A 26,324-nucleotide genomic window follows, 5' to 3' on the forward strand; every position below is an offset into this window, starting at 1 on the left:
TGGAACAGGTGCTCTTGCTTTCAGCGATTTGGCGTATAGCAAAAGCATTTTGGTTTTGCCAAGCCCTTTTTCGCTTTTCATTCAACTTTTTAGCGGAACTGTGGATGAGGCGTGCATTTCAGGTGTTAAAATCTGAAATATCGCAGTTTAAAGACGCTGCTTTGAGTGTTTCCAACATCTTAGAGTTGCTGGCGCTGTGCATTGCACGCAACGCGTTGCGGAATCAGGAGCAATGATTATGCGCTCTGATTCCGGATGCTCGGTGGAAGAGCATTTCATAACCCCATTCACAGCAGTCGTAATTTTCAGAAAAATGCAGCTTTGGCGGAAGTGGTATTTTTTTGAACAAAAGGACACTTATATAAAGGGCATATAAACAGAGAGAGTGCAGGCAGGGCAGACAGATTGCTGAAACCGGATGCTGATATAAATAATGCTGCAGAACAGCAGAGTACTGAAAGCGGGGAGGCTGCTACGCAGCACCGGATCAGATTGTTTGGGAAACATTTGCCGCTCCCGCAGTCTGTCTGGCTCAGGCGAATCCTCGGTGGCGGGCTTATTGTCGGTGGTGTATTCAGCTTTTTGCCGGTGCTTGGCGTTTGGATGTTGCCGCTCGGACTGATCATTCTTTCCCGTGATTCCAGACGCATCAGACGGATCAGGCGTAAGTCTGAGGTTGGTTTGTTGCGCCGCTGGCGTGAATACAGAGCGCGCAAGAAAGCAGAGAAGGCGGAACAGCAGGAGTAACCGGCTTTTTCTGAGTGATTATTGTATGTGCTGTGAATAAAATCCCGGCTATCTGCATTATTTTGATAGGAAATTTAAAATTTCGCGGAAAGCATGGCGGGGGTACTTGACGAGTCATGCGGCTTAACCTATTCAGCACTCAACCACATACGGATGGCCTCGTGGCGGAGTGGTTACGCAGAGGACTGCAAATCCTTGCACCCCGGTTCGATTCCGGGCGAGGCCTCCATCCAAAATCTAAGCATTTGTTATATATGATTTATTTTGCTTAAATCCCTCACTAATGAACGAGGTGAGGGCAAAGTGCGTAGATAATCTCTGAATTTCTATCATGAAAAACAATGAAATAAAAAAGCCAGCTAGAGAATTAGCTGGCATTTATGGTTGTAAAATTCCATTTTTAATCGGCTTGTTTTTTATTTTTTCTTCTTGAGCGGGTGAGAGCGATTTCACTCTCAATCTGGTCTGCAACGCGTCTGGAGTTTTTAATGCCCAGGCGCACTCTGTCTGCGCCTTTGGTGTAAAGTTCTGCCTGTTTAACATTTGACCAGCCATATTGTGCCATTAGCTCATGTGTGGCTGCACCGGCTTCTGCAGATAGAGTTGCAGAAAGTTTGCGCAACCCGTGTGCGCTTTTCTTGATACCGGCATCATTACATCTGTCTCTGAACCAGTTTCCAAAACTGGCAACTTCAAATGCATTACCAGCTTCACTGATGAGGAATGTGTTGATGCCGGTTTCAGTAACGGAAATCACATCCAGCAACGCCTTAGGAAACTCTACGGTAATCTGGGAACCGGTTTTTTGAGTTTTAATGCTGAAAATATTGCCGCGCATGTGCTGGCGGCCAGCGCGCACAACGTCAGATCGACGCAATCCGGTATGCAGTAACAATTCTACCGCAAGACGAGCTTTGGTCCCTACTGGCCATCGATCATAGAACTGTAGCAGATCTTCCATTGTCCAGGGCGCGAAACCAACGGTTTTGTATTTTAACGGCAATACGCCTGCAGTTGGATCAATGGTCACATAATCATTTTGGAGTGCCCAGCTGAAGAGACCTCGCATTGCTTTCAGGAAGTGATTAGCTTGGGCAGGCGTGTCAGCTCGTGCTTCAAGAGCCATAACCATCGAGCGGCGGTCAATTGCTGTGTAGCGGGTATTATTGGAGCGTTTGATTGCCTCAATAAAAATGTTCTCTCGTTGGCGCTGTGTTGCAATCGAAAATGCTCTCCATGTGGAACTTTCACGATACCGGTCAATAAGCCATCGCAAGCTATAGGGCTGGGCAGGAATACCACGAGGGGCTTCTTCGATTTTATAGCCCATTACAGCCTGCTTGTAGCCTTCTTTGAATTCCCGTGAGTTCACATCATCGGGCAGACGCACGCGTAAACCTTTCCCGATCCTGTAGAAATATTTCACTTTGCCGTGGCGGCTCACTTCACGCACAACATGAGGTGGGAGTTTGCGTCTCAGTTTGGTCATTACAGCCGCACTATGTTTTTATGTTCAATCAAATGAGGATAGGTATCTGTGAGTGGTGCAGGTTGCACTGATAAAGAGCCATCAGCTTCTAGGCGCACGCTCACGCCCTGTTCTTTGGCAATGATCGCTGCACTGCGGATTTGCGCGCGGGTGTAGCGCACTTTCTCTCTTTCGACTTTATGATCCATGCTTACTCAGCTCCTTGCGCCAAGGCTGCACGGCCTGCGGTGGTAATAATAACTTCGCTGTGAAAACCAAGGCGGATTAATCCTCGTTTTTCTAATGTCCGAGCAGTATGGTTTTCTCTCAATCCATCAGCGAATGTTTCCCCACCGCAATATTCAGCTTGTTTCAGCAGTTCACGCTGTCTTTTTGTCAGCTTCATTTGCCTGCCTCCAATGTGCTGCATGGCCTGTGAATAGCTGGGAGAGAGCTGTTTTTGCGGCCTTATAAACGGACAAAATCAAATATTTGTAGCAAGATTGGCGGTGATGAATCGCGCTGGAACGCGATCCATCACCTCTCATTCCTTCATGGAAACAGCACAAAGGAACGGTCTGAATGAATAGAAATCTTGAATATGAAATCAGAAGTTTGGGAACGCGCCAGCCGCGACCAACCTCCTCAGGTGGAGTTGGTGCTGGTGTAGGTCCGCGCCAGCCAGCGACACGGCCTAGCGCGCCGAAGCCCGGAAAGTAGGAACTATGGAAGACAGACTTGAGAATATCCGTTTCAACGTTCTCAGAAATGCGCTGTATCACACGGCCAGACGTTTGCGTTTTGAGCGCTTGAATAGATTTATGAATTTCGCAGTAGTCTTGCTGGGTGCGGCTGCTTTCAGTGAGATATTCTCCGGTCTGTCTATTCCGCAATCCTGGATCGGTGCGGCCGTTGCTATAATAGCTGCGGCTCAGCTGGCCTTCGATCTCGGAGGTATGGCTAGGACACATCAACAATTGCAACGTGATTATTACAACCTGCTGGCGGATATTGAAGTTACGCTCAATCCAGATGAGCAGCAATGTGCTCATTGGTATAGTAATATGGTTCGCATTACGGGAGATGAGCCTCCGACGATGCGTGCGATTGATGCTAAGGCTTACAATGATGCGCATGCCGCGATGGAATTGCCCGCAGATGATCGTTTGGTCATTCCCTTTTGGCATTTGGTGTTTAAAAATTGGAACTCCTTTGAAGGGCATACGTACCAAAAGGTGAGTGAAATCAATCGTTGAGCGTGGTGCTACATGATTAACCTTGGCGACATTCAGCAGTGCTTGCAGATCTACAGTCTGCAGCGTAATGCGCTTCGTACAGCAGACACTGGATAGCAGGAGCTTGTAGCTGTGTATGAGCTTTGCCTGTTCCTTTGTCATGGCTGCACTAACTCAAACAGGTCGCTGGGCTGGCAATTTAATATTTGGCACAGTGTAGCCATCTGCTTGTAAGAAATGGATTTGGATTTGCCGTTTATGAGCAAGGAGACATTTGGCTCGGTGATATTGAGCAGTGGTGCCAATTGGCGGCCGCGGATGCCTGCTTCAGCCATACGTGTTTTAATATTGACCTTAATTTGCATACAAGTTCTCCTTCTGCCGGAAGGTGCGGCAGTTGTGGCAGTGTCTGGTTGTTGGGGTGATTAGGTTGGCTGGTTGGTCAGTTCAGTTGTAACGTCTTCAAAGTTCACAATTGCACCAGTGGTCGCGCTTTGCCCGTCAAGCCTGACGATGTACTTTGCTGGACCGTGTTCGAATATTTTAACGATGACTCCGCAACGGTCATCCCAGCCGCGTTTTACGGCTACACGTGTGCCGACAGAATAGGGTGGCTGTATGTTATTCCGGATGACCCAATCTTTTTGCAGATCATCTATGGCGCTCCGTGCATCATCTCCGTAGTTGTCAAGAATTTGCGCGATTTCCAGTCTCGGTATCCAGCCGCAACGCTCTTCTAATTCTCTGGCAAGTTCATAGCCGTCCATGCTGATTGAAGCATTGTTCGATATATCGTTTGCACATGGTATTATGCTTTCCTCGCCGTTGATCAGGTCATCGTCGAAGAGTTTTTGCGCGATTTCACGCGCGATTTTCATGCGGAGGGTATAGGTGAGCTGGTGTGGCCGTGGTTCCAGTGTTGTTGCGATGCTCATCACATCACCGTTTTGACAGAGAGAGAACGTGCAAGATGGGCGGCTTTGAGCCCATAGCGTGTAATATCTTCGGATGAGTAGCCGCGCAGTCTAAGATTGTCTGGTGTTACCGGATCGCCTGCAGCATCCATATCCTGCATTGTCGCGGCCATGCCAGAGACGATGCACAATTCTTGAATTGATGGTGCCGGAGCAGGGCGGGTTTCATAAATGATCATGATTATAACCTCTGGTGATCATAGCTTTGATTTTGTAGCCGTTTTGAAATGGCAAACAAAATGCTAGATACAGAGATAGAGGTAAAATTACCGCTAGTCAATCGTATGCGGTAAAAAAACCTCTTTTGGTGTGTGGTGATGAGATGAAAAATATCACTCTGAATTTGCTGCTTTATGCAGCATAGTTCAGTTGCTTATAAATTATTACAATTGATGTTGAATGATTACATGTCGATAATTGATCGACGAACGCGACCTATAACGGTGATGGTGCCGTCTAGCTTTGGTGCAGGAATATCTTTGTAAGATGCCGGTTGGAATGGTGGATCATCATTGGGGCGATAACGCTTATATGTAGCTTGCCCTGTTTCGTCAGTGATAACGTAGCATCCGTTTGTAACCAGTCTTTTGTCGGCGCGATTTACAAGAATGATTGAGTCAGGTGGAGATATCTTGTTCATAGATGGCCCATCAACACGCAGAGCAATCCAATCCCCCTCCGGAAGGTCGGCGGTTGCGACTGTTGGATAGCCGTTGAAATCCTCAACCCCGTCTTGGTGGCCTAATTCACCAGCGCTTACCCATGATATGAGCGGCACATAGTTTAATATCGATTGTTTAACTTCATGGATTGCTTCTTCTGGTTCAGTTCCATCAAGAAGCCATGCCGGTGTTGTTTGAAGGATGGGTGCTAGGGCAGCAATGGTGCCTGTGGATACGCCCTTGCGTCCGTTGTTGGCTTTTACTGCGCGCTGAATATTGCGAATTGCATCCCGGCTCAGCCCTGCCTTTAAAGAGGCGGCTGTGGCTGATAAATTTACTTTATCAAGGCGGATTTGAATTCGATCAATGACATCATTTAGCATAATGCGGTAATATGACCGCTTTTGATGGGTTTTGTTAGCGGTATTAATACCATTGACATAAGCGGTAAAATAACCGCTTATGTCCGTATGTTGAAAATCACTCATCTATTAGACCTTGCTGACAGATATCAGGCTGTTGAGTTTTGTGCTGACAAAACTCTCAGTAATCGACTGTTTAGTGATACCAAAAAACTCTCAGCCCTTAGAAATGGGGCTGATATTACTGTTTCCCGTTTCAATGACGCAGTTCTGTGGTTTTCCCATAACTGGCCGGATAAGGCGGCATGGCCTGATAATATCATGCGTCCTTGTACTGATGAGGTGGTGCAATGATCGCTTTGCCTCACAGAGCACGACTGCATTGCAGTTGTCACCGAAAATCACACAATAGTTTTTTCCCTTATCTCTGCCGGTACCTCCCACGGCAGATGCTGACCTGTCTTCGTGCTTTGGCTCCCGTGAGCGCGAAGACAGGTCTTTTTTATGAGGTTCTGTCATGGTGAAAATTCGACCAACTACTGAGCAAGACCGGCAGGCTCTCAAGGCAGCTGTACGTCGCTTGCTGCCGATGGCTGGTGGTGTTTCTGCCTTTGAAAAAGTGACACGGGTTAATGCCTCTACGCTTTCTCGATACGGCGCACCTGATGAGGCGATCAACCATATGCCGATTGATGTGGCTATGGATTTGATGCTCGACACCCGCTCGAACGGCATTGTGTCCATCATGGCTGCACAGCTCGGCTATAAACTGGTTTCGCTTGGCAATCAGAATTTCGGCAACACCTTGCCGGATATCGGGGATATGTCGCGCCTGAGTAAGTCTGTATCTGATGTGATGCAGGAATACGCGCAGGCGATTGCAGACGGTTCAATCACACCCCGTGAAAAGCAGCAAATAGACATTGAAATTGAAGAAGCCGTGCAAATACTTCGCGCATTTCAACGGAAGGTTGATGGCGCGCTTTCAAAAGGCGGTGACGCATGAGTGCTGCGTATGATCCGTATAACCCATCGCAAATAAAGGCCAAGAAAACTACATCTGACGTAAAGGCGAAGAAATCAGAACCCGTGCCGGTGAAAAATGAGCCTTTGCCGATCCGTGAGGAAGGTGAGGCAGTCAGCTCGGTCGCGGTAGGGCAGCTTCGTGCTTTTATTGAACGAATTGAGCGTCTTGAGGAAGAAAAGAAAACTGTCGCTGATGATATCAAAGAGGTTTTTGCCGAACTGAAAGGCTCCGGCTTCGACACGAAGGCTGTACGCACGATCATCCGGTTACGCAAAAAAGAGGATCATGAGCGGCAGGAAGAGGAGGCCATGGTGCAGCTCTATGCTGATGCGCTTGGCATGCCTTTGTTTCGGGGGCTGCTATGAATTTCAATCCTGCAGTTATTGCGATGCGCAATGCGACAGCCGTCAAATTCGAGCGGTTTATTGCTTCCGTTGTAAATGACGCGGCCCTGATTGCACAAATGCCAGGCGATAAGGGGTATAGGCCGCGTCTTGATAAGATTGCGCACCGATTCTGCCGTGTGTTCAATGTCAGCTTAACGGAAGTCCGTTCTCAACGCCGTGATAGTGAAGTCTCTATGGCACGGCAGGCCATCTATTATTGGGCTTGGCGCCTGACCGAGCTTTCATCCTCCCAGATCGGCCGTCGCATGGGTAATCGTGATCACACCACGGTTTTGTATGGGATTAGAACCTACCGGCGCAAACGGGCTGCTATGGGGCGGAATTTGCGCGAACTGCGGAGGGCTGCACAATGAGCATTGCAGTCATGTCGCGTCTTTTCAAGGCACAGATCGGTTCTCCAAGCCGCAAGATACTTGCGATCCGGCTAGGTGACTTCGCTGATGATGAGGGGCGCGGAATTTGGCCGACTGTTGGGCGTTTGGCAAACGAAACTGAGTTGTCAGAGCGTACCGTGCAGCGCCTTCTGAAAGAGTTCGTGGATGAGGGGCTGTTGATCGTGGTTGCTGAGGGTGGCGGTCGCCCCGGACAGGCTACACGATACGATTTCGATATGATGAAATTGGAAGCTCTTGTGAGGGGTAAAACTGTGTCTAACGGGTGTCACCATGTCACGGGTGACACCATGACACCCGTGACACCGGATGCAGGGACGGGTGACACTGACGACATAGACGGGTGTCACCATGTCACCCAAACCGTAATAGAACCATTAAATAAACCATCACTTGAGAGAGGGCGCGCAAGCGAACTTGAAAACAAGGAAAATCGTAAGGCAAACGAACGGGCTTTCAAAAAGGCTTACCAGCAATGGCCAACATTCGTGACGGATAGTGAGCCAAAGGCGTTCAAAGCATGGATGCGTCTGAGCGCCGATGAGCAACAGCAGGCTTTTGAGGGATTAGGCCGCTATCTTGAGGCTTCCAAGGTTTCTGGTCGGAGCAAGTTTTGTACGTTTGCGGTTTATCTCAGCGAAAAGCGTTGGGAAAAGCTTCCAGCACCGGCGCAAGTTGCTGCAAATGCTCCGGCTCAGGTTCAGGCTGCGCCTTTCGGCAAAATGTGGGGTGCACGGGTTTATGAGCTTTTACTTGCCGGTGCTACGCATGTCGGTCAGTTGACAGCTTTGGAGCGGAAGATGGTTGATGCTGGTCAATTCACGGTTGAGTATCTGTTGGCCGATAAGCATGTGAAGCTTGGTTTCCCAGCAGTGAATGATTTGTTTGAACGGGCTTCAAACCGCCGTGGCGATCTTGTTCCTGCTTATTTGCAGCCGGTGGCTGGGCGCATGGTTGCGGTGAAGGTTGGTGGCGATCTGTGGCAGGCGTGGATTGATGCTCATGCTGCGCGTGGCTGGCCTTGGCTGCCTAACACCGGAACGCTGGAATATGTCTACCTGCCGGAAGGCGGTCCCGATGTGTTGAATGAATTACAGGCTCTGTTGCGAGGAATTGAAAAATGATGATGCCAAATAACAGACCATTTGAGGAAGCGCGTATCTTGGAAACAGCACGACAGCTTGATGAACGGGATCCAGATCGTATCAAAATACGGATGCAAGAGAAATTTTTGGCTATTGCTGCGGGTAATGAGCAGTCTGAAAAACAGTGGTTTGTTCTCAAAACTGCGAACAAACAAGAGAAAGCTGTTAGTAAATCGGTGAGTAACTTTGGAATTGAGACATGGTTGCCCATGAAATCCGAGGCACGCTCAGTCAAATATACTATGAAAAAGAAGGTTGTTCAGGTACCCATTTTTAATGGATACGTGTTTGTAAGAGTAGTGCCATGTGCTGAAAGTTGGGTTGGATTATCGCGCATTGATGGGGCGATTTCTCTCATATTTGGTCAGCATGGAGCAATTATTGTTAGTGATAAATATATGAATGATCTCAGGTGTTTGACCGAGGTTGGTTCATTTAATGATTTAAATGATTTTCCGCGTTACAAAAATGGTGAACGCGTATCGTTTCCGGTTGGCTCTGCAGGTGTTTTCGAGGGCGTCATAGAAGGCTATGTCGGGACAAGAGCAGCCCGTGTTCTTGCCTTCATATTTGGTCAACAGCGGACGATAGAAGTGCCCCTTGCCAATTTAATCAAATCGGCATAGCCCTATGAACAGGGACGACCTGTGGACTGTGAAGCGCAATGCTTCCGACACGGTGAGCAGTATAAGTCGACATCTGTCGCATTGAGCTCCCCACGGATCCCGGAGAAGCGACCGATAACTCGGCAACCGCTTCTCCCCAAGTGCGAAGCTATGAGGAAATTTCGAGCCCTAAGAAATTACTAAAACTGCATCATACCTGAGTTGTGGATTATATTCGTATGATGCACAAATGTTGGTGTTTCTGAAATCCATATCGGTAAAACTGCATGGCGGATTAAAAAGCTAGATTGCAGTTTTTTTAATAAGATATGATCCCGGAAGGTGGGGCGGTTGTTATCGAAGTTTGTGTTGAAACGAACGGCAATAGTCGCAGTATTTGCAGCGGCTATTTCAATATCATTTTCAACTGGTGTTCGAATAATCACGGGAACAGAGTCCGATTTAATAACGGTCTTTGTCAGATTGACACTACCATTTCTGATCGCAATACCGATTGGTATTTATTGGTTTTCTCGTCTGGAGAAACTGGAACTCTCTTATCGTAGCGCCATCCGCAGAGCCAATGAGCTTACGCGCATCGCGAGTGTGGACCCTTTAACCGGTGTCCTTAACCGCCGTAGTTTTATCGAGCAGTTTAATGCAGCAAGTGCCACGGGTGTTCGAGGCTGGTTTATGTTAGCTGATATTGATTATCTGAAAGTGATAAATGACAAATATGGTCACCTTGTTGGTGATGATGCTGTTGTTTCTGTCGCTCAGGCAATGGTCAACGTATTGCCGACAGATAGTTTGATTGCTCGTATTGGTGGGGATGAGTTTTGCGCTTTCATACCAAAGGCTTCATGTGCTGATGTTGATGGAGCAATTGAGCAGATGAATGCGAAAGCGCATGATGAGTTTCAGCATCGACAGACTGGTATTGCGCATGTTTTATCGCTTTCTGTTGGATATATGCCATTAAAATCTAATCAGAAATTCAAAGATATTATGTCTCTTGCTGATGAGCGAATGTATCGCAAGAAAAGAGCAAGATAGCGGCTCTATGGCAGGCACAAACCAGATAATGAAGGTGCTTAGTGATGGGTGCTGCTGGCTGAGGGGAAAGGGCGTGACTCTTCCTAAAAGTTAAAGGAAAGCTGATTAGGATGTGAGCGAAAATGCGCACATACATATTCTAACTTTCCATATCGCTTACGAACATAAGCCCGAACGGCGACTAACTTGCGTTTCAACTTTGTTTCCATTGTATTCACACTCCGGTGCAGACGGGGTCGAGCCCGTCACTCAAGCCACGTTCTAGTCGTGACCTTGCTGCACGTAAGTACAATAGAAATTGCCGACCGGATTATTTTCCCCGCCAGCAGCATCTTTCACTAATCATGCGAATATTATTCCGTCAAATGCGTATGAATTAATGTAGTGCGCGGTAAAATGCGTGCGGACCATGAGTGTTGAGATTCATGCACATTTCAACATGCGCGAATATTTGGCGGTCAGGACTGAGTATTGCTGATCTCTCTTTCACTGGAATAATTGACTATGCTGAATGTCACCTCATCATTGAGTGGACCATTGTTATCTGATGGTCCATCTGTGTTCATGAATTTTGACACGAAGGGGTGGGAGCAGGAGCTTGACCGGTTCGAGCAGGAAGTAGTTCCAAAGGCAACGATCAGTGCATTGAACAGAACGGCGGCAGTTGGCCGATTGGCTGTGCAGGATGAGATGGAGGCTAAGCTTGATCGAGTGACACCTTTTGCAAAACGGGGTGTTGCCTATGAGCAGGCCAGCGTTTCCAATCTTTCAGCTGCGGTTATTATTGCCGGTAAATCATGGGCTAAGAATTCAACGCCGCCTGCTAATTTTCTGACGCCGCAATTTTTCGGTGGTCAGCGCAATCTCAAATCCTTTGAGCGCCAGCTGATCTCCGCAGGGCATATGGACAAGGGGCTTTATGCCGTTCCTTCAAAGGATTGTCCTCTTGATCAGTATGGCAATGTTCGCGTGGCATTGATTGTACGCATTCTGGCTGATTTGCAAATTGCTGAACGTACTGCTGGTTATAATCGTAAGCGAACGGCAGCTTCAACCAAGCGCAATGCGCGATACAAGAATGCTCGCTTCTTTGTGCCAGAGCGCGGATCACATTTGCATCCGGGGGTATGGCAGCGAAACCCCATGGATAACTTAATAAAACCCATGCTGCTCTTTGTTCGTATGCGCTCCTATGTTCAAACCGTTAACTTCCATGTGACAGTAAAGCGCGTGGCAGAAGAACGTTTCGCCCGATACTTCGCGGAAGAGGTCGGCAAGCGAAGCCACCGATAGTTGGTCAGTCGATATGGATCATTTCTAACATTTCGGGTCCTTCCTGACGCACCTTGCCTGCGGGTATTTCGCACCGCGGGTCTTGGTCAGTCTGAGCGTGAAATCAAAGCCTAAAGTCAAAGGCTAAAGAACTAAAGTCAGGCACTAAACTCAGAGGATTAAATATCCGGCTTTATTCTCAGGAAAAGTTATGACGGGCATCCAGTCAGATCAGACGATGAGCAAGGGCGAGTTTGCCAAGCTGATCAATGTCTCTGCCGGACGAATATCTCAATATATTGCGTCCGGCCAGATTGGACCGGATGCTTTGCAAGGTGAAGGACGAAGCGCCCGTATTGTAGTGGAACGCGCCAAGCGTCAGTTGAGCGGGCGGCTGGATGTCTCTCAGCGTGTCGGCATTAATGGTCTGGGCACGCGGATATCTGTTTTGCCGGTAACACGACCTGCTGTTGAACAGCCGGCTGCACCTTTACTGGCGAATGCAGAGAAACGACCACCGGAAGTGTTTCAGACACCGAGTGATCTGGTTGCTGATCAGATAGCCCGCGAAAAGCTTGAACAAGCCAAAATGCAGACAGCGCGTGCCAAACGCGAAGAAGCGTTAGCAAGCGGTCGTTTCATGCTGGCGGATGAAGCCAGATCAGAAATCACACGATCTGTGGCGATGGCTTACCGTGTGATGGAAGGCGGGCTGGCTGATATGGCAACGCATCTGGCCGGCCAGTTTGAACTACCACAACGCGACATCCTACATCACCTGCAGCAAGCTTTCCGCAAAGTACGTGAGCGAGCAGCACAGGGTTTCATAGAGCAACAGGCTTCAGAGCCGGAAAACGTGATTGATCCTGATTTATTTGAAAGTGAGGATCAACACCCAGACTGAATGGTTGGTACATGACACTGCTTTGCAATCCGGCATGGCTGACATATTCCATTCTGGCACAGGAGACGATGCCACCGCCACCAGTGGATTATCTGAGTTGGGCAAAACAGAATATCGTCTTTTCGGATCGTATCACACAGTTTCCCGGTCCCTATAATGAAGCGCTGTTTCCGTTCTTCTCGGAGATATTGAAAGCTATTTCACCGGAAGACCCGTGCCGGATTGTGACCATTGCCAAATCGGCGCAGGTCGGCGGCACGGTACTGGCGAATATCTTCACGCTCGGCACTATGGATATGGATCCGTGCGATTTTCTGTATGTGCATCCGACAGAGGAAAATGCCTCTCGTTGGTCGAAACAGAAGCTGATGCCGCTGATCCGCGAAACCACGGCTTTGACGGCATTGTTTCCTGAGAAGAGCCGCGAGGGTGGTAATTCCATCCATTATAAGGAGCGTGCAGACGGGCGCGGGGCAATTCAGGCAGCGGGCGCCAATTCACCTTCCGGCTTGTCGATGATCTCACCGCGCAAGCAGGTGCAGGATGATCTGTCGAAATGGCAAAACAATGAGGCAGGTGATCCGGAAAGTCAGGCAGAGAGCCGGTCAAAAGCATTCATCGCGGCGAAGATCCTGAAAATCTCAACGCCGCTGATTGCGCCGGGCTGCCGTATCAGCTCCAACTTTGAGCAGGGCACGCAGGAGCGCTACCATGTTCCTTGTCCGCATTGCTTGGAATTGCAGCCGCTGGAATGGGAGCAGATGCGCGATCATATAGATCCGGAACACCCTGAGAGAGCGTGTTTCTACTGCGTTAAATGTGGCGGCGAAATCAAAGAGCATCATCGCGCATGGATGGTAGCGAGAGAGAATGGTGCCAAATGGATTGCTAAATATCCGGAACGAGCACGCTATCATCGCTCATTCCATATTTGGGTTGCCTATTCGCCGTTGGAGAGTTGGGAGGCGCTGGCGCGTGCCTATCTCAATGTGCAGCGCGGCGGTCCCGATGATAAAGGCAAGAAGGCCGGTGCTGAGCAGGTATTCTTCAATGACTGGCTGGGACAACCCTTTGAGACTGACGGGGAATCTATTGGCTGGGAAGTGTTGCGCGATAGGGCAGCGCAAACTGGCCTGCCGCGTGGGATTATCCCACCAAAGGCACTGATCCTGACAATTGGCATAGACGTGCAGGGGGATCGTGTTGAATGGCTGCTGGTTGGCTATGGCAAGAACCGTTACCGTGTGGTGATAGATCGCGGGATATTTGACGACAATACCGGTCGTAACCTACCGGGCTTTACAGCGCATTCCGGGCATATTTCTGAACCGGCAGTGCAACAGGCTTTGTCCTTGTTGGTCAAACGCGAATGGCTGGATTGCTGGGGCAACAGACGCAAGGTCGATCTGACGGCCATCGATGGGAACGCCTATACTGAAGATGTTTGGGAATGGGCACGCCGTCATCCGATCACGGATGTAATTATGGTGCGCGGTGATAACCGTGAAGCTGCACCAATGCTGGCGCAGGTTAAAAAAGAGAAAGACAAAAAGGGCAGGCCGCTCAAATACTCACGGCGTTTTTTCAACTTCAATGCTTCCGTGATGAAGGCAGCCCTGTACCGCTCATACCGTAAGGAAGATCCGGAACAGACCGGTTTTGTCGATTTTGTGCATGGACTGGGCGATGACTTCTTTGAGCAGGCTACGTCCGAGATCCGTGTGCAGCGCCGTGGCCGGTCAGGTCATCCCTATTATGAATGGGATTTGCCAGCTGGAAAACGCAATGAGGCGCTGGATATGCTCAACCAGTCTTTGGCCGCGACCCTGCGCTTAGGGATCAATTACTGGACTGAGGATGAATGGGACGCATTGGCAGAACGTCTTTCACAAGAGCAGCCACCGGCACAGCTGGATCTTGAAGACCAGCTTTTACGCCAGCCTCAGGTGCCGGTAGCCAAACTTGTAGATGAACAGAAACAATCGCCCTTGGTAAAAGCGGCAATCGCCCGTGCGATGGCGCGTGCCAGTCGCCGCGGCTGATCGGAAACAACATGACAGACAGAAGCATTTTATTGGCACGTCTCACAGAAGCAGAGGCGGCGCTGCATAAACTCATGGTTGGCAAAGCATCAGTACAGCTTAGCTATCAGGGGGAAAGTGTGACTTTCACCACGGCAGATGAGGGGCGATTACGGCTCTATATTGGTGAGCTGCGTGCACAACTCGGGATTGCCAGTGCAGCACGTGCCCGCTCGCGCCGTGTGGTGTTTCTATGAGCGAACCGGTTATTCTGGACGCTCACGGCGCGCCGATGCCACCGGAGGTGCGTGTTGCAGCCCGCAGACGTTACGCGATGAATGCGGCAGCTTATAGCGCTGCCGGTTCGGATCATTCGTCTATGGCTGGTTGGCGACCTGGTACATATTCCGGACAAGCTGCACTCACATTGTCGCGCGATGTTGTTATTGATCGTGTCAATGATGCGGTGCGCAATAACGGTTGGGCATCGGCTGGTGTGTCCCGTCTCGTGGATACAGTGATCGGTTCCGGATGGCGCTTATCCAGTCAACCAAATGCCAGAACTCTGAATTTGAGTGCTGATGAGGCAGATGAGATTGGCGACCAGATCGAGGGGCTATGGTCGGATGTGGCGACCGATCCCGGTAATTGGTTTGATGCAGAACGCACAAAATCTATTGCGGGATTGCTGGGACTGGCCGCACGCCACCGCTTCTCGGATGGTGAGGCCTTCGCAGTTTTGCCATTTCGGATGGGTGCCAATGGTTACGGCACATGCGTACATGTGATTGATCCGGCGCGTATCTCCAATCCGAAAGGGGCGATGGATAGCGAGTTTCTGCGTGATGGTGTTGAGCTTGATGCCTATGGCGCGCCGCTGGCCTATCATGTGCGCCGCACACATCCCGGCGATATCACCAGACCGATGCATGATATGTTTATCTGGGATCGGGTGGAGCGCGAAACCGAATGGGGCAGGCCGGTCTCGGTGCATGCCTTTGAGGCCAGCCGCGCCGGTATGACGCGCGGTGTCAGCCCTTGGGCATCCGTGTTGCAGCAGCTCAAGCAAGTCTCTGATTACAATGATTATGAGCTGCAGGCAGCATCACTCAATGCGGTAATGGCGGCTTTCATCAAAACGCCGCTGGATATGGATCAGCTGGCTGATAGTTTCAGTGCCGGTGATAGTGGCAAATCGATTAACGCATTTTTTGATGCGCAGGCAGCGGCACAAGGTGCAGCATATAAGGCTGATCCGATCCGGTTGAAAGGTGCGCAGCTCAATTTCCTCAATCCGGGTGAGGATGTGGTTTTTACCAAATCCGAACATCCGAACGCTGCCTTTGAGGTATTCGTCAATGCAGCACTGCGTAATATCGCGTCATCCATTGGCCTGACCTATGAGCAGCTGACCATGGACTGGTCAAAGGTTAATTATTCCAGTGCGCGTGCGGCACTTCTGGAAATCTGGCGCGGGCTGACTGCACGCAAAACCAGCTTTGCTCATAGCTTTATGCAGCCAATTTATATGGCCTGGCTTGAAGAAGTGTTCGACCAAGGTCGGATCAAACTACCGTCACATGCTGTTTCCTTTGAGGCCAATCCGATCGGATGGGCAAGGGCAGCTTGGATCGGTTCCGGTCGTGGTTGGGTTGATCCGGAGAAAGAAGCGCGTGCCGCGGCTATTCGTTTGGCTACTGGCCTTTCAACGCAGGAATCAGAGTCCGCCGAACAGGGACGCGATTGGAAGGAAGACATGCTGCAACGTGCCCGTGAACAACGGTTTGCAGCCAAGCATGGTGTTACCTCCGGTGAAGTAGCCAGTTCCGGCGTGGTGTCACGCTTTGGAAGTGAGACACCGAAAGATGAATCGGACGAAACCAATAAGGATCAGAGCAAATGACATTTGCAATGCCGGAAATTGCGGCGCGTTTGTTCGATACGCCGCTGATGCTGCATGAGGCCAAAGCCAATATTATCGCTCGCGCTTTCGGACCGCGTGTGCTGGGGCAGAATGTTGCGATGGCAGACACACCGGAAATGGGTGTGTTGTCAGAGAATATGCGGGAACTGCGCGACGGTTGGACGGGCGAGAAAATCTATAGTGGCCCCAAAATGGTTGGCAATGTTGCAGTCATTGAGGTGGAAGGGTCCCTCGTCAATAAGGGCTCATGGGTGGGGAAAACCTCCGGCATGACCTCATATGAGGGGTTGAGTATCCAGATCGCTGATTGTCTTGCCCGTGATGATATCAGGGCTGTTGTCTTTGAGTTTGACAGTTTCGGTGGTGAAGTGGACGGATGTTTCGCCTGTGCCGAGGAGCTTTATGCACTTTCACAAGAAAAGCCGACGATTGCCATTCTCACCGATCATGCGTGTTCTGCCGCCTATCTTCTGGCTGCTGCCTGTCGCCAGATCGTGATCCCTACCACCGGTTATATCGGCTCGATTGGTGTCATCACCATGCATGTCGATGCATCCGGCTGGGTAAAAAATCAGGGGCTTGCAGTTACCATTCTACGTGCCGGTGAAAAAAAAGCCCGTCCCGGCATGTTCGAGACGATGAGCGAGGAAGAATATTCCGAAGCCGTCACTGATCTTGAAGCCATGCGCACCTTATTTGCTGAGACGGTGGCGCGCTACCGTGGTTCACGTCTCTCGGTAGAGGCCGCACTTGCCACGCAAGCGGATACGTTTCGTGGGCAGGCGGCAGTTGATCTTGGTCTTGCCGATGCGGTGGGGCGCCCCAAACAAGTCTTCGAGGCATTTCTTGCCGCGATGAGTGCCTGATCTCTCTCCTATAAAAACTCTCAACATTATCAAAAAGGAACACGCTGATGTCGCTTGCAAGCGCTATCCGCGCGGCTGTTGGTGGCCGCAATACACGCAAACGCCTCGAAGAGGATAAGCCGGAAGAATTGGAAGACGATCTGCAGCCGGATGAGGCTGAGGATGATTCGGAAAATCCCGACGCTGAAACCGATCCTGATCCGGATGCGGAGGAAGAGGAACCCGTTGCCGATGATGAAGAAAAGCCCGGCGATTATGCCCGTGGCCGCAAGGCTGAACGTAGTCGCATGTCGGCAATCTTAGGCTCGGCTAAAGCGGAACAGAACCCGTCACTGGCAGCTCATTTGGCGTTCAATACCAATATGTCGGCCAAACAGGCCGTCGCCACATTGGCGGCTTCCGGCTCCTCCCGTGCACTGTCCAGCCTGTCTGGCCTTATGCAGGGTCGTGTACCGGCGCTTGGTAATGGTGGTGCTGCCCCTAAAGCCGGTAGTGCTGATGAGCGCCTGGTGGCACATGCCAAAGCGCGTTCCGCGTCACGTAAACCGCAGCGTTAAGCTCGGTAATTCTGTTCCCTTAACTTTTCAGGAGTGTCGCTATGCGCACTGAAACTTATATTCCCGGCGATTTGCTCGTCGGTGATTTTCCCGTTGCTGTCCGTGTTGTGACTATTGCAGGCGGGCAGGGTGTTCTCAAACGTGGCACAGTGCTGGGTGAGGCCAGTGGCAAATTCCTGGTCTCAGCCTCTGCATCCTCGGATGGTTCTGAAGTGCCAAGCATGGTGCTGGCTATCGATCTGGATACCACTGCCGGTGATGTGATCACGGATGCCTATGCATCCGGTAATTTTGATGCGGCCAAACTGATCTACGGGGCGGGCCATACGGCAGCGAGTGTCGAAAGCGCATGGCGCAAAGCTTCTGCTCCGCTCTTCCTGCACAACCTCGCCTGATCCGGCGCTCATTTAAGGAAATCTCAAATGGATTTATTTAGCACAGCGGCGCTGTTGACGGTGATTGAATCCCGCGACCGGCCAACAGCCTTTATCCGCGATACATTCTTCCCGAACGGTTTTCAGTCCGATGCGGAAGAAATCGCCTTTGATAAACTGAAACGCCGCCGCAATGTGGCACCGTTCGTCTCGCCTTTGGTGCCGGGCAAAGAACGCGCCATTCGTGGCCGCCAGACCTCAACATTTACGCCTGCCTATGTGAAGCCGAAAAACACAGTTCGCCCGGGCGAAGGCTTCCGCCGCCGTCCCGGCGAGCCGCTCAACGGCAATATGTCTGCGGAAGATCGCTACCTGCAGACTGTCACCGACATTCTGGCCGATCAGGATGATGAGGTGACGCGCCGTGAAGAAGTGATGGCGGCAGAGGCACTGCGCACGGGCAAGATTATCGTCAGCGGTGAGGACTATGAAACCCAGATTGTTGATTATAATCGGCCAGCAAATCACACGCTTGCTCTGACCGGTGCGGATCGCTGGGGCGAGGCGAGCGTATCCATCCGCAAATCTATCCGCTCATGGGCGACACGTGTTGCTACCACATCGGGCGGGGCAGCCACAGAAGTGATCCTTGGGGCCGAGGCGGCAGAATTGCTGCAGAGCGATCCTGAAATTCGTGAAATTCTGGATAACCGCCGCCAGATGGGCGGTGAAATGCAATTCGGTCCTGTTGCTGCCGGTTCTGAGGATATGGTGGCGATTTATCTTGGCACTGTCGGGCAGTTCAACTTCTGGCAATATACCCAGCTGTTTGAAGATGATCAGGGAAACAATCTTGAACTGTGGCCAAGTTTCGGCGTTGGTGTGGTTGCTCCAATCCAGTTCCAGGGCTTTATGGCGCATGGTGCCATTCAGGATGTGGCAGCGCAGATGAGGCCGTTGTCTCGCTTCCCGAAAATGTGGAATGTCGAAGATCCGTCGGCTACCTTCCTGATGACACAGAGTGCGCCACTGCCGGTACCAGGTGATGCGTCTGCATCGCTCTTTGCCATGGTTCGCTAACCACTTAATTTGAGAGGAATGAAACTATGGCGAAAGTCAAAACAGTACGACAAGCCTATGCGGCAACGCTGACCATTGCTGGTAAAGACGTGCCGCCTGGTACCGCAGTCACCCTGCCACAGGAGGAAGCGGATAAAATCGCCGCTTTGTTTGGCACTGTGCCGGAGGATCGGTCTTTGCCAAAACTAACCGGTGTGACAAAGCCGTCAGCTCCAGCAAGAACTGCTGATCTGGATGCCCTGAATGCGGAACTTGAAGCGGCTCAGCTTGTCTATGACAATACCAAGGAAGCGCTTGCAGAACCGGATGCCGGTGATGAGCAGCTCGCGGCCTTTGAAGCAGCGGAAGAGCGCCTGAATGCTGCGGAAGCGGCATTGGAAAAGGCGGGCGGCGAATGAGCCGTCCGACCATTTTCTCCGATATGGCCGATGCTTTTGTCTCTGGTCTCGGCAATGTCGAGGTCAGTATCACTATCAAGGGTAGTCCTGTCCCGTTGACCGGTATTTTGCGAAAAGTTCGGGAGACAGATTTGCTCGACATCGAGGGCATGGGGCTGGAAGGGGTGAGCTATAGCTTTGCAGCTTCCGGCACAGCGCTCGATGGTGTTCGTCAGTCTGATACGATCACGATAATTCGTAGCGATGATGCGCAGGAAATCGGCAAGGTTTTTGTAGTGGCCGGTCACGTCGATGACGGGCGGGCGATGAAACGCCTGCTCTTGCATGAGGATGAATAATCATGGTGCATCTTCGACAAACGATCCTTGATAAGATCAGAGAGCAACTCCAGCCGGTAGCAGCACAATATTCAGGCATTGTCACCCCAATGCGCTCAACGGTAGTGCCCGAGGAGGATTTGCCCTCTTTCGTTGTGCTCTATACCAGTGACCAGACAACACCTGTTGGTGTGGTCTATGATGATGTCACCCGCCAAGAGCTGACGCGGCTCAATCACCGCCTGACGGTCAATGTGGTGATACATTTTAAAGGTCGCAAAGATCCGTCTGCAGAGTTTGATCTTTTGGCGGCGGCTGTCGAGAGCGCGTTGCCTCCGACAGATCTGGGCGGACTGGTCATTGATATGATTTTGTCTGCCACGGATCATTTTATAGATGCCGGTACAGCTCAAAGCCTTGGCGCGGGACGCATGGTTTATGATGTGAGCTATCGTACCTTTGCGGGCTATCCCGACAGACAAGCCTGAAAACAGGCCTTTCTTTCCACTTTATTACAACAGGAGTGAAGTCCATGGCTTTAGGTCGTGAGCTTGTGATCAAGCGTCTGATGACGCCGGATGATTTTGTCTCGGTTTGCGTGACAGAATCCCGCTCATTGGAAATCAATAATGAAGAAATCGACATCACCAAGCCAAGTTGCGCAGATCCGGGCAGCAAGCTTTTGTTGCAGCTGATGTATGGTATCCAGCGCATCAATGTTCAGCTTGACGGCGCTTTCGTCAATAATACAGCGTCAAAGGCCATGATCGGTGATGCAGTCAATCAGGTTGTCACGCCTTATCAGGTCGTGGTGCCCGGTGTCGGGACATTCGAAGCTGATTTCCTGATTTCGTTGACATTCTCGGGTGATAAGACCAATGAGCTGCAGTGTCAGGGTCGGATGTCGGCAACCGGCACAGTTGGCTTTACTCCGGTGGTGACACCATGACGGATGCTTTAGCTAATCCTCTGCGTGGTGAAGCTGCCTGTCAGATTGGCAGTACAGATCTTGTTTTGGTGGTTGAATTTGGCCGGTTGGCAACGCTTTGCGAAGTTGCCGGATGTGACACCATGGATCTGCTCTATACGCGGCTCATCGGCTTTCATCCTAAAACAGTGATGGCGGCGCTGCGTGTCCTCACAACACATCCGGATGGTGATCAGGCAGCCCGTGATCTGGCGCACAGAGCCATCGCAGAGCTGAGCGGTGCCGATGAGCAGTCGTTCCGCAAGGCAATCACCAAAGCTCTTTCCGGCCATATCAATGATGGCAAGAAATTGCGTGGTGAAGCCGATCCGCTCAAGCAGCTCGAAAATGCATTTGATGCGGCCACATCGGGAAACGTAGCCAGCCCCTCGTAATCTCAGACCAGATCCGGCAAATGCAGGCACTCGCCACGGGTGCTTTGGGCTGGTCGCCGCAAACCTTCTGGCGATCAACATGGCCGGAGCTGGAAGCGGCTATCGAGGGGCGTACCGGTAAACGCACTAAAGATATTATCACGCCGGAGCGGGCAGCTGAGATTGCCCGTCATCATCCGCCCACCAAGTCTATCAGGTAGGAAAAATCCATGACTCGTAATGACATCATGGCATATATCGGTGCAAACTCCCGTGGCTTCCATGAAGCCATGAACAGGGTGCGCGGCGACACCAAGGCAACCGCCAAGAATGCACAGCGGGAATTTTCCGATCTGTCCGCCGGTCTCAACCGTTCTATGGCTCTGGTCAAGGGCGCGTTGGCCGGTGTGGGTATTGGTCTATCCATTCAGGGTGTAAAACAGGTCATCTCCGATATTGGTAATATCGAAACGGCAGCTAAACGGGCTGGCATGACGATCAAGTCATTCCAGCAGATGAAATATGTCGCTGAAACCAACCGCATTGAAGTTGATGCGATGGCCGATGCCTTTCGTGAGTTAAACCTGCGGGCAAATGAATATGCCCAGACTGGCAAAGGCTCCGGTGCAGAAGCTTTTGCTCAGCTTGGCATGTCGCCGGAGGAGGTCAAAAAACGCCTCAAGGATCCGGCAGATTTTATGTTGGAGATCATTGACCGTACCCGTCGCCTCAAAGACACTGCTGCCGGTATCCGTATCTTTGATGAGATTATGGGCGGTCAGGGTGGTGAGCAGTTTGTGTCTCTGATTGAACAAGGGCGCGATAAGCTGACCGAAACCATTAAGGAGGGTGAGGAGCTCGGTCGTGTCCTCTCCGATGATGTGGTGCAGGCTGCTGCCGATGTTGATCGAAAGTTTCAGGAAATTTCCAATACGGTTTCCGGATCGCTCAAAGGTGCAATCGTTGATGCTTATCAGGCTCTTCAGGTGTTTGTTGCTTCATTTAGCGCCATGGAAGAGCGTAGTTCTGAGGCTTTGCGTGCCAATCAACAGCAATTAGAGACCCGCCGTAAGCAGTTACAGCAGCAGCAGGGTACTCGTGAAGATACGGCGCTAAGCTGGATTGGTAAGGATGCGGCCACTGAAATGGCAGAAGTCGATAAACAGCTCAAAACCATCAACGATAAGCTGGAGCGCCGCAAAAAGCTGACGGCGATCATCGAGACAAATATTCCGCCACCGGTTACGCCTTATATTTTGCCTGAAGATAAAAAGAAAAAGACTGGCGGATCGCGCTCAGTTAAAACTACCGATGCTGAACGTGAGAAAAAAGCGATTGATGATTTGATTGCCTCACTTGAAGAGGAATTGGCGCTTGTCGGGCTGACGGATGAAGCGCGGGATAAAGAAATTGCCCTGCGTAAAGCCGGTGCCAGTGCTACCGATGAGCAGCGCAATCAGATTACAGCACTGATTGAGGCGCGTTATCAGGAGCAAAAAGCGGTCGAGGCCGTTGAAGAGCAGCTTCGCCGCAATGCCGATGCAGCTCTCGATCTGGCTGATATCTCTATGAATATGATTGATACAATCATTGATGGCTCATTCAGCGCAAAAGAAGCATTGGCGGGGCTGCTCCGACAAATGGCGCAAGCTCTGCTTATGGGGCAGGGTCCATTGGCAAACCTGTTTGGGATATCGCCTCAGTCATCTGGTCTCGGCGGTCTGTTTGGAATGATGTTTGGCGGCGCGCGCGCAGCGGGTGGGAGTGTAACACCCGGCAATCTTTATCGCGTCAATGAGAAGGGTGAGGAATTTTTCTCTCCCGGCACTCATGGCCGTATTATTCCGCATGACGGTGCAGGCGGTGGCGGTGCATTCTCTTTCGCACCGGTTTATCAAATCGATGCGCGTGGGGCAGATCAGGCTGCTGTAGCAAGATTGGAAGCTGGCCTGAAGAAGACCAATCAGGAAATGCAAGCGCGGGTGATCCAGACCGTTCGGGAAGCTCAAAGCAAATTTGTAAAGTTGGGATAGACTGTTCAGGCTTGGCAATGCCAAGCCTGAACCCGATTTATGATGCAGTAGCTTGTTGCTGATCGCGTTTAGCCTGAGTAACGCTCGCTGCTTTTTTCTGCCTGCCACGTTCCATAGGGTTGATGAGGCTTTTTACCTGCTTGTTGGGAATATTACGCATTCCTTCATGGGCGTGACGGGTGTTGAACGGAATTTTGTTGGCTTCAGCATGTTTCTTCAGCTCGAGTGCATGCTGCGCATTTTCAACAAGTTCTTGTTTGGCGGCCATCTGACGGCGGCGCTCAACTTCAGCATTGGTTCGGCGCATCGCCATTGCCAGAACGCTGAGTTTAGTTTTTGAGCCATCATCTGCCTTTGATGCGGCACTGCCTTTTGGTGCAGTTTTGCCCCTGATTTCTCGTCGTCTTTGGTGCGCTTGAGTTTTAGCTTTTTCGCGCCGCTCACGGAGCAGTTTAACAAGTGAGGTTAGATCAGCGTCGGGGAGGGATTGAAGAGCCGGATGGCGTGTTTTGTCCACCAATGCAAGCTCATCTGCATTTAGCGCACGTTCTTCTTCTTTGCGGGTGATTGCCACGTTCCTTTACCTCCATACAGTCACAAATATCGAAAACCAACGTCACAGTTTTGAAAAGGTTCCATATTCGTTATGGCTCTTACCTACCCATTAGATATTCTTGCTGGTTTCCCCGGATGGTCAACGGAGTTCGATCTGTTGTACAGGCAGGAATATAGCCGGACAGCAGGTGGTACGACGATTGCCAAGGATATGGGCACGCCACTGTGGAAGGCTTCTTTTCAATCCGTAATATTGCAACCGAATGAGCTTGATATCTGGCGGGCACGTTTAAAAGCGGTGGACGGCAGTTTACAGCAGTTTAGTGGCAGACCTATGAGCCGTTGTTTTCCGATTGCTTATCCGAATGGTACGGGCATTGGCGATGTATCTACGGCGAGTATTGAAGGTATTGGGGCAGATAACAAATCTATCGCTCTTCAAGGTATGCCGGTTTGGTTCTCGATAACAATCGGTGATTATGTGCAAATCGGAACAAAACTTTATCAGGTATTAGAAAGTGCAGTTGCGAATGCTTCAGGTAAAACCACGCACTTTGAACTACGCCCGCATCTGGCTCCCGGTACAGCGGTCGGCAATGTGGTTACACTAATCAAGCCATCGGTGCCGATGATCATTCTGCCGGGGTCGCTGACCACATCTGCAGAACTGAGCACAGGGCGTGGCACAATCTCGTTTCAGGCGGTGGAAGCTCGTTAGCTCGTTTTAACTTTTTTAACTGAACGCTTAGAAGGAAGTTTTGTTGGAGTGGCTAGCAAACTTGCTTCGTGAGCAAGGCGTTCATTTTTTAACCGGAGTGTTTTGGCAACTCGTTTTTTATACTCAGTCTCGATTATAGCGATTGCGATTTTGTGCGTAATAGTAGCTTTAGACTCAGAGGCTGAGGTATTCTTAAATGTTTTTTGTATAAGATCTTCTTGGTTTGTATTATTCACATTATGCTCCGTTTTTATTGGTACTGATAGTTTAGGGGCGATGCCTAGATAGCCCCCCGCCAGTTCTTTTCAGAATGCTGCCGAGCTTAGTAGCGTCCTTCAATTGCGAAGCTGAACTTTTATGAGCTATTGAAATTTGTTTTTCAGTAGCAACATCTTGATGAAAATGACGCTGTTCTATGAGTGCATGTGGAGGATGTCTCCCTCCAATTGCTGTTAGAATATTACTCATGATATTCCTCCCAGTGTATTTAAAATGAAGATGTAAATGAGAAAAGTCGGAACTTGAAATGATCACTTAACCATCTCATTTATCTTCAAATTTTGTATATTAGCTTTAATATAACACAGAAAATATGTGATATAACTTATTATAATTATTATATAATATGTAATTGTGTCTTATTTGCAGTGATTGGCTGTTTGTTATGTTTTTGATTGTGTCAGAATTTCTGAGATCAGGAGATACCTGGCCAGTTTGTAATTTTTATCTGCTCATATATGCATCTATCAAAGGCAACGATTGATATGATGGCTCATTGTATAAGGAAGTGACATCTGGGTAAAATTTGAAGTCAAATGGCTCAGAAAATGTTCGTTTTATGCGCAAGAACAATCTTTAGAGCTGTGTTTATGAGGTTTTATCGAAAAGGTGAAATTCTTATGCCAAAATCCCAGATACTTCTGCTGCATGTTTAAATGCAATCCGCGCACTTTGCGTGCTTCCATGATCATGTGAACACCTAAGGCAGGCTGTTATAGCTTCTCCCATACTATCCAGATCAAAACGCTGCCAATCGGAAAGCATAAAATTCTCCGCATCAGCAATATTACCGATTGAATGTGTGATGCCGTCTGAAATTTTAATAACGACGGCTTCATCCCAATAAATTAAATCCATGAGTTCATACCTCCTATTAAGATAACGCAGAGTTATCCAGAGTGTTCCTGAAGAAGGTGCAGCAATGCGATATATTTCAGCAGCAAATCAACATGCGCTTGAACAGCGTATGCTGGTAGCGCGTGACTTTCTCTGGCTTGTTGCTCGTGACCGGCAGACCGGTGCTCCGGTAACGGAAGGTCTGTGGTCTGACGTGGGGAATATCACGGCAAATGTGATTAATCCGGATAATGGTATACCAGAAACACGTGATTGGTATGGAACAAGTTCTCTGGTTTCCATTGACGATATTCCGCTCATCGCCAATCTTTCCGTGCAGAATGTCACCATCCGCATGTCACAGGTGCATGAGGAAGTTGAGCGGATTGTCCGTGATTATGACTGCCGTCAGGCACGGGTAGAGATTTATCGTGGCCTGTTCAATCCAGAGACACGGTTGATGGTTGCTCCGGCTGAGTGCCGGTTTGTCGGCTTTGTCGATAAGATTGAACTAAAAACGCCGTCTGAGAATGAGGATGGTGCGGTCACCATGACCTGCGCCAGTCACACTCAGGAATTTACCCGCTCCAATACTGAGACGCGAAGCCATGCCTCTCAGATCCTGCGCGATCCTAATGATACTTTTTACAAGGATGCGACCACGGTTGAAGAATGGGAAGTGTTCTGGGGATCCGAAAAGGGCAAGGTGCCAACACAGAAGAAGCGCAAAAAGTTTTTGGGGATTTTCTGATGATCCGACATGCCATC

General features: G+C 50.1%; 38 protein-coding genes and 1 tRNA gene. 28 read left to right on the top strand and 11 right to left on the bottom strand.

What is annotated here, in order from left to right; genetic code table 11:
- The 3 genes from JNC80_RS16100 to JNC80_RS16110 form a co-directional block, all read left to right on the top strand.
- Positions 1-236: hypothetical protein (locus JNC80_RS16100; protein WP_376710870.1), on the top strand; the 236-nt coding region annotated here is incomplete at its 5' end.
- 250 nt (positions 237-486) lie between these two features.
- The gene (locus JNC80_RS16105; protein ID WP_376710903.1) at positions 487-747 is read left to right on the top strand and encodes a hypothetical protein; all 261 of its coding nucleotides are present in this window, start codon (positions 487-489) and stop codon (positions 745-747) included.
- A gap of 155 nt (positions 748-902) precedes the next feature.
- Positions 903-976: transfer RNA gene (locus JNC80_RS16110), tRNA-Cys, on the top strand.
- Positions 977-1,147: 171 nt separating this feature from the next.
- Here JNC80_RS16110 and JNC80_RS16115 read toward each other — a convergent pair.
- The 3 genes from JNC80_RS16115 to JNC80_RS16125 form a co-directional block, all read right to left on the bottom strand.
- On the bottom strand, positions 1,148-2,137 hold the full coding sequence (locus JNC80_RS16115) for a tyrosine-type recombinase/integrase (protein WP_376710871.1): 990 nt from the start codon (positions 2,135-2,137) through the stop codon (positions 1,148-1,150).
- Between the two features lie 98 nt (positions 2,138-2,235).
- Positions 2,236-2,424 (bottom strand): hypothetical protein, encoded by a 189-nt coding sequence (locus JNC80_RS16120; RefSeq protein ID WP_022711886.1) that lies wholly within the window; start codon positions 2,422-2,424, stop codon positions 2,236-2,238.
- Between the two features lie 2 nt (positions 2,425-2,426).
- A complete protein-coding gene (locus JNC80_RS16125; protein ID WP_376710872.1) occupies positions 2,427-2,621 on the bottom strand; it encodes a hypothetical protein in 195 nt (64 codons plus the stop codon).
- 319 nt (positions 2,622-2,940) lie between these two features.
- Here JNC80_RS16125 and JNC80_RS16130 point away from each other — a divergent pair, with 319 nt between their 5' ends.
- Positions 2,941-3,471 carry a hypothetical protein gene (locus JNC80_RS16130; protein WP_022711884.1) on the top strand — a complete coding sequence of 177 codons (531 nt, stop codon included), beginning with the start codon at positions 2,941-2,943 and terminating at the stop codon, positions 3,469-3,471.
- Positions 3,472-3,608: 137 nt separating this feature from the next.
- Here the strand turns inward: JNC80_RS16130 and JNC80_RS16135 are convergent, their stop codons facing one another.
- The 4 genes from JNC80_RS16135 to JNC80_RS16150 form a co-directional block, all read right to left on the bottom strand.
- Entirely contained in the window at positions 3,609-3,815 is a 207-nt protein-coding gene (locus tag JNC80_RS16135; RefSeq protein ID WP_022711883.1) for a helix-turn-helix domain-containing protein, read from the bottom strand.
- Between the two features lie 60 nt (positions 3,816-3,875).
- Positions 3,876-4,385: a hypothetical protein gene (locus tag JNC80_RS16140; RefSeq protein ID WP_376710873.1), complete on the bottom strand. Its 510-nt coding sequence runs from the start codon at positions 4,383-4,385 to the stop codon at positions 3,876-3,878.
- Positions 4,385-4,603: a hypothetical protein gene (locus JNC80_RS16145; protein ID WP_022711881.1), complete on the bottom strand. Its 219-nt coding sequence runs from the start codon at positions 4,601-4,603 to the stop codon at positions 4,385-4,387. The genes JNC80_RS16140 and JNC80_RS16145 overlap by 1 nt, the downstream gene beginning before the upstream one ends.
- A 224-nt stretch (positions 4,604-4,827) precedes the next feature.
- Positions 4,828-5,574, bottom strand: coding sequence for an XRE family transcriptional regulator (locus tag JNC80_RS16150; RefSeq protein ID WP_245257343.1), 747 nt, complete (start codon positions 5,572-5,574; stop codon positions 4,828-4,830).
- 391 nt (positions 5,575-5,965) lie between these two features.
- Here JNC80_RS16150 and JNC80_RS16155 point away from each other — a divergent pair, with 391 nt between their 5' ends.
- From JNC80_RS16155 to JNC80_RS16260, 22 genes are all read left to right on the top strand, one after another.
- Entirely contained in the window at positions 5,966-6,454 is a 489-nt protein-coding gene (locus JNC80_RS16155; RefSeq protein WP_376710874.1) for a phage regulatory CII family protein, read from the top strand.
- A 110-nt stretch (positions 6,455-6,564) separates the two neighbouring features.
- Complete coding sequence (locus tag JNC80_RS16160; protein WP_376710904.1) at positions 6,565-6,840, top strand: DUF2312 domain-containing protein; 276 nt, start codon at positions 6,565-6,567, stop codon at positions 6,838-6,840.
- Entirely contained in the window at positions 6,837-7,235 is a 399-nt protein-coding gene (locus JNC80_RS16165; RefSeq protein ID WP_376710875.1) for a helix-turn-helix domain-containing protein, read from the top strand. Before JNC80_RS16160 ends, JNC80_RS16165 begins: the two co-directional genes overlap by 4 nt.
- Positions 7,232-8,398, top strand: coding sequence for a helix-turn-helix domain-containing protein (locus JNC80_RS16170; protein WP_376710876.1), 1,167 nt, complete (start codon positions 7,232-7,234; stop codon positions 8,396-8,398). Before JNC80_RS16165 ends, JNC80_RS16170 begins: the two co-directional genes overlap by 4 nt.
- Positions 8,395-9,045 (top strand): transcription termination/antitermination NusG family protein, encoded by a 651-nt coding sequence (locus tag JNC80_RS16175; protein WP_376710877.1) that lies wholly within the window; start codon positions 8,395-8,397, stop codon positions 9,043-9,045. Before JNC80_RS16170 ends, JNC80_RS16175 begins: the two co-directional genes overlap by 4 nt.
- 348 nt (positions 9,046-9,393) lie before the next feature.
- Positions 9,394-10,080, top strand: coding sequence for a GGDEF domain-containing protein (locus JNC80_RS16180; RefSeq protein ID WP_376710878.1), 687 nt, complete (start codon positions 9,394-9,396; stop codon positions 10,078-10,080).
- Positions 10,081-10,584: 504 nt separating this feature from the next.
- A complete protein-coding gene (locus JNC80_RS16185; RefSeq protein ID WP_376710879.1) occupies positions 10,585-11,373 on the top strand; it encodes a hypothetical protein in 789 nt (262 codons plus the stop codon).
- Positions 11,374-11,563: 190 nt separating this feature from the next.
- Entirely contained in the window at positions 11,564-12,256 is a 693-nt protein-coding gene (locus JNC80_RS16190; protein WP_376710880.1) for a hypothetical protein, read from the top strand.
- Between the two features lie 11 nt (positions 12,257-12,267).
- Positions 12,268-14,298, top strand: coding sequence for a phage terminase large subunit family protein (locus JNC80_RS16195; RefSeq protein ID WP_376710881.1), 2,031 nt, complete (start codon positions 12,268-12,270; stop codon positions 14,296-14,298).
- 11 nt (positions 14,299-14,309) lie between these two features.
- Positions 14,310-14,534: a gpW family head-tail joining protein gene (gpW, locus tag JNC80_RS16200; RefSeq protein WP_376710882.1), complete on the top strand. Its 225-nt coding sequence runs from the start codon at positions 14,310-14,312 to the stop codon at positions 14,532-14,534.
- Complete coding sequence (locus JNC80_RS16205) at positions 14,531-16,180, top strand: phage portal protein (RefSeq protein WP_376710883.1); 1,650 nt, start codon at positions 14,531-14,533, stop codon at positions 16,178-16,180. The genes gpW and JNC80_RS16205 overlap by 4 nt, the downstream gene beginning before the upstream one ends.
- Complete coding sequence (locus JNC80_RS16210) at positions 16,177-17,067, top strand: S49 family peptidase (RefSeq protein WP_376710884.1); 891 nt, start codon at positions 16,177-16,179, stop codon at positions 17,065-17,067. Before JNC80_RS16205 ends, JNC80_RS16210 begins: the two co-directional genes overlap by 4 nt.
- A 47-nt stretch (positions 17,068-17,114) precedes the next feature.
- Entirely contained in the window at positions 17,115-17,624 is a 510-nt protein-coding gene (locus JNC80_RS16215; RefSeq protein ID WP_376710885.1) for a hypothetical protein, read from the top strand.
- Positions 17,625-17,665: 41 nt separating this feature from the next.
- A complete protein-coding gene (locus JNC80_RS16220) occupies positions 17,666-18,019 on the top strand; it encodes a head decoration protein (protein WP_376710886.1) in 354 nt (117 codons plus the stop codon).
- A gap of 27 nt (positions 18,020-18,046) precedes the next feature.
- Entirely contained in the window at positions 18,047-19,078 is a 1,032-nt protein-coding gene (locus JNC80_RS16225; protein ID WP_376710887.1) for a major capsid protein, read from the top strand.
- 26 nt (positions 19,079-19,104) lie between these two features.
- Positions 19,105-19,476, top strand: a complete 372-nt coding sequence (locus JNC80_RS16230; protein ID WP_376710888.1) for a hypothetical protein — start codon at positions 19,105-19,107, stop codon at positions 19,474-19,476.
- Positions 19,473-19,814, top strand: coding sequence for a head-tail joining protein (locus JNC80_RS16235; RefSeq protein WP_376710889.1), 342 nt, complete (start codon positions 19,473-19,475; stop codon positions 19,812-19,814). Before JNC80_RS16230 ends, JNC80_RS16235 begins: the two co-directional genes overlap by 4 nt.
- 2 nt (positions 19,815-19,816) lie before the next feature.
- Positions 19,817-20,281: a hypothetical protein gene (locus JNC80_RS16240; protein WP_376710890.1), complete on the top strand. Its 465-nt coding sequence runs from the start codon at positions 19,817-19,819 to the stop codon at positions 20,279-20,281.
- Positions 20,282-20,325: 44 nt separating this feature from the next.
- Complete coding sequence (locus tag JNC80_RS16245; RefSeq protein WP_376710891.1) at positions 20,326-20,742, top strand: phage tail tube protein; 417 nt, start codon at positions 20,326-20,328, stop codon at positions 20,740-20,742.
- Positions 20,739-21,155 carry a hypothetical protein gene (locus JNC80_RS16250; protein WP_376710892.1) on the top strand — a complete coding sequence of 139 codons (417 nt, stop codon included), beginning with the start codon at positions 20,739-20,741 and terminating at the stop codon, positions 21,153-21,155. The genes JNC80_RS16245 and JNC80_RS16250 overlap by 4 nt, the downstream gene beginning before the upstream one ends.
- A 20-nt stretch (positions 21,156-21,175) precedes the next feature.
- On the top strand, positions 21,176-21,355 hold the full coding sequence (locus JNC80_RS16255) for a phage tail assembly chaperone (protein ID WP_376710893.1): 180 nt from the start codon (positions 21,176-21,178) through the stop codon (positions 21,353-21,355).
- A 9-nt stretch (positions 21,356-21,364) separates the two neighbouring features.
- A complete protein-coding gene (locus JNC80_RS16260; RefSeq protein WP_376710894.1) occupies positions 21,365-23,167 on the top strand; it encodes a hypothetical protein in 1,803 nt (600 codons plus the stop codon).
- A gap of 37 nt (positions 23,168-23,204) precedes the next feature.
- On the opposite strand, the gene JNC80_RS16265 is transcribed toward JNC80_RS16260, so the two are convergent.
- Positions 23,205-23,741 carry a hypothetical protein gene (locus JNC80_RS16265; RefSeq protein WP_376710895.1) on the bottom strand — a complete coding sequence of 179 codons (537 nt, stop codon included), beginning with the start codon at positions 23,739-23,741 and terminating at the stop codon, positions 23,205-23,207.
- 72 nt (positions 23,742-23,813) lie between these two features.
- On the opposite strand from JNC80_RS16265, the gene JNC80_RS16270 reads away from it, so the two are divergent.
- On the top strand, positions 23,814-24,440 hold the full coding sequence (locus JNC80_RS16270; protein ID WP_376710896.1) for a hypothetical protein: 627 nt from the start codon (positions 23,814-23,816) through the stop codon (positions 24,438-24,440).
- On the opposite strand, the gene JNC80_RS16275 is transcribed toward JNC80_RS16270, so the two are convergent.
- The 3 genes from JNC80_RS16275 to JNC80_RS16285 form a co-directional block, all read right to left on the bottom strand.
- A complete protein-coding gene (locus tag JNC80_RS16275; RefSeq protein WP_376710897.1) occupies positions 24,437-24,676 on the bottom strand; it encodes a hypothetical protein in 240 nt (79 codons plus the stop codon). The two genes, JNC80_RS16270 and JNC80_RS16275, sit on opposite strands and share 4 nt — an antisense overlap.
- A gap of 31 nt (positions 24,677-24,707) precedes the next feature.
- Positions 24,708-24,908 carry a hypothetical protein gene (locus tag JNC80_RS16280; protein WP_376710898.1) on the bottom strand — a complete coding sequence of 67 codons (201 nt, stop codon included), beginning with the start codon at positions 24,906-24,908 and terminating at the stop codon, positions 24,708-24,710.
- A gap of 429 nt (positions 24,909-25,337) precedes the next feature.
- On the bottom strand, positions 25,338-25,577 hold the full coding sequence (locus tag JNC80_RS16285) for a DUF982 domain-containing protein (protein WP_022711854.1): 240 nt from the start codon (positions 25,575-25,577) through the stop codon (positions 25,338-25,340).
- A 64-nt stretch (positions 25,578-25,641) separates the two neighbouring features.
- Between JNC80_RS16285 and JNC80_RS16290 the strand changes: the two genes are divergently transcribed.
- Positions 25,642-26,307, top strand: a complete 666-nt coding sequence (locus JNC80_RS16290) for a hypothetical protein (protein ID WP_376710899.1) — start codon at positions 25,642-25,644, stop codon at positions 26,305-26,307.
- The last annotated feature ends 17 nt before the right edge of the window (positions 26,308-26,324 follow it).

Origin of the sequence: Pseudochrobactrum lubricantis (assembly GCF_041929865.1) — a bacterium.
In the GTDB taxonomy this organism is placed as follows: Bacteria; Pseudomonadota; Alphaproteobacteria; order Rhizobiales; family Rhizobiaceae; genus Pseudochrobactrum; species Pseudochrobactrum saccharolyticum.

Coding starts and splice junctions, on each gene's coding strand:
- JNC80_RS16230 (WP_376710888.1), top strand. CDS start 19,105: ATGGCGAAAGTCAAAACAGTACGACAAGCCTATGCGGCAACGCTGACC.
- JNC80_RS16185 (WP_376710879.1), top strand. CDS start 10,585: ATGCTGAATGTCACCTCATCATTGAGTGGACCATTGTTATCTGATGGT.
- JNC80_RS16220 (WP_376710886.1), top strand. CDS start 17,666: ATGCGCACTGAAACTTATATTCCCGGCGATTTGCTCGTCGGTGATTTT.
- JNC80_RS16290 (WP_376710899.1), top strand. CDS start 25,642: ATGCGATATATTTCAGCAGCAAATCAACATGCGCTTGAACAGCGTATG.
- JNC80_RS16170 (WP_376710876.1), top strand. CDS start 7,232: ATGAGCATTGCAGTCATGTCGCGTCTTTTCAAGGCACAGATCGGTTCT.
- JNC80_RS16155 (WP_376710874.1), top strand. CDS start 5,966: ATGGTGAAAATTCGACCAACTACTGAGCAAGACCGGCAGGCTCTCAAG.
- JNC80_RS16270 (WP_376710896.1), top strand. CDS start 23,814: ATGGCTCTTACCTACCCATTAGATATTCTTGCTGGTTTCCCCGGATGG.
- JNC80_RS16240 (WP_376710890.1), top strand. CDS start 19,817: ATGGTGCATCTTCGACAAACGATCCTTGATAAGATCAGAGAGCAACTC.
- JNC80_RS16140 (WP_376710873.1), bottom strand. CDS start 4,385: ATGAGCATCGCAACAACACTGGAACCACGGCCACACCAGCTCACCTAT.
- JNC80_RS16205 (WP_376710883.1), top strand. CDS start 14,531: ATGAGCGAACCGGTTATTCTGGACGCTCACGGCGCGCCGATGCCACCG.
- JNC80_RS16195 (WP_376710881.1), top strand. CDS start 12,268: ATGACACTGCTTTGCAATCCGGCATGGCTGACATATTCCATTCTGGCA.
- JNC80_RS16145 (WP_022711881.1), bottom strand. CDS start 4,603: ATGATCATTTATGAAACCCGCCCTGCTCCGGCACCATCAATTCAAGAA.
- JNC80_RS16235 (WP_376710889.1), top strand. CDS start 19,473: ATGAGCCGTCCGACCATTTTCTCCGATATGGCCGATGCTTTTGTCTCT.
- JNC80_RS16135 (WP_022711883.1), bottom strand. CDS start 3,815: ATGCAAATTAAGGTCAATATTAAAACACGTATGGCTGAAGCAGGCATC.
- JNC80_RS16130 (WP_022711884.1), top strand. CDS start 2,941: ATGGAAGACAGACTTGAGAATATCCGTTTCAACGTTCTCAGAAATGCG.
- JNC80_RS16225 (WP_376710887.1), top strand. CDS start 18,047: ATGGATTTATTTAGCACAGCGGCGCTGTTGACGGTGATTGAATCCCGC.
- JNC80_RS16150 (WP_245257343.1), bottom strand. CDS start 5,574: ATGAGTGATTTTCAACATACGGACATAAGCGGTTATTTTACCGCTTAT.
- JNC80_RS16215 (WP_376710885.1), top strand. CDS start 17,115: ATGTCGCTTGCAAGCGCTATCCGCGCGGCTGTTGGTGGCCGCAATACA.
- JNC80_RS16120 (WP_022711886.1), bottom strand. CDS start 2,424: ATGGATCATAAAGTCGAAAGAGAGAAAGTGCGCTACACCCGCGCGCAA.
- JNC80_RS16165 (WP_376710875.1), top strand. CDS start 6,837: ATGAATTTCAATCCTGCAGTTATTGCGATGCGCAATGCGACAGCCGTC.
- JNC80_RS16125 (WP_376710872.1), bottom strand. CDS start 2,621: ATGAAGCTGACAAAAAGACAGCGTGAACTGCTGAAACAAGCTGAATAT.
- JNC80_RS16285 (WP_022711854.1), bottom strand. CDS start 25,577: ATGGATTTAATTTATTGGGATGAAGCCGTCGTTATTAAAATTTCAGAC.
- JNC80_RS16260 (WP_376710894.1), top strand. CDS start 21,365: ATGACTCGTAATGACATCATGGCATATATCGGTGCAAACTCCCGTGGC.
- JNC80_RS16190 (WP_376710880.1), top strand. CDS start 11,564: ATGACGGGCATCCAGTCAGATCAGACGATGAGCAAGGGCGAGTTTGCC.
- JNC80_RS16210 (WP_376710884.1), top strand. CDS start 16,177: ATGACATTTGCAATGCCGGAAATTGCGGCGCGTTTGTTCGATACGCCG.
- JNC80_RS16255 (WP_376710893.1), top strand. CDS start 21,176: ATGCAGGCACTCGCCACGGGTGCTTTGGGCTGGTCGCCGCAAACCTTC.
- gpW (WP_376710882.1), top strand. CDS start 14,310: ATGACAGACAGAAGCATTTTATTGGCACGTCTCACAGAAGCAGAGGCG.
- JNC80_RS16175 (WP_376710877.1), top strand. CDS start 8,395: ATGATGATGCCAAATAACAGACCATTTGAGGAAGCGCGTATCTTGGAA.
- JNC80_RS16250 (WP_376710892.1), top strand. CDS start 20,739: ATGACGGATGCTTTAGCTAATCCTCTGCGTGGTGAAGCTGCCTGTCAG.
- JNC80_RS16245 (WP_376710891.1), top strand. CDS start 20,326: ATGGCTTTAGGTCGTGAGCTTGTGATCAAGCGTCTGATGACGCCGGAT.
- JNC80_RS16280 (WP_376710898.1), bottom strand. CDS start 24,908: ATGAGTAATATTCTAACAGCAATTGGAGGGAGACATCCTCCACATGCA.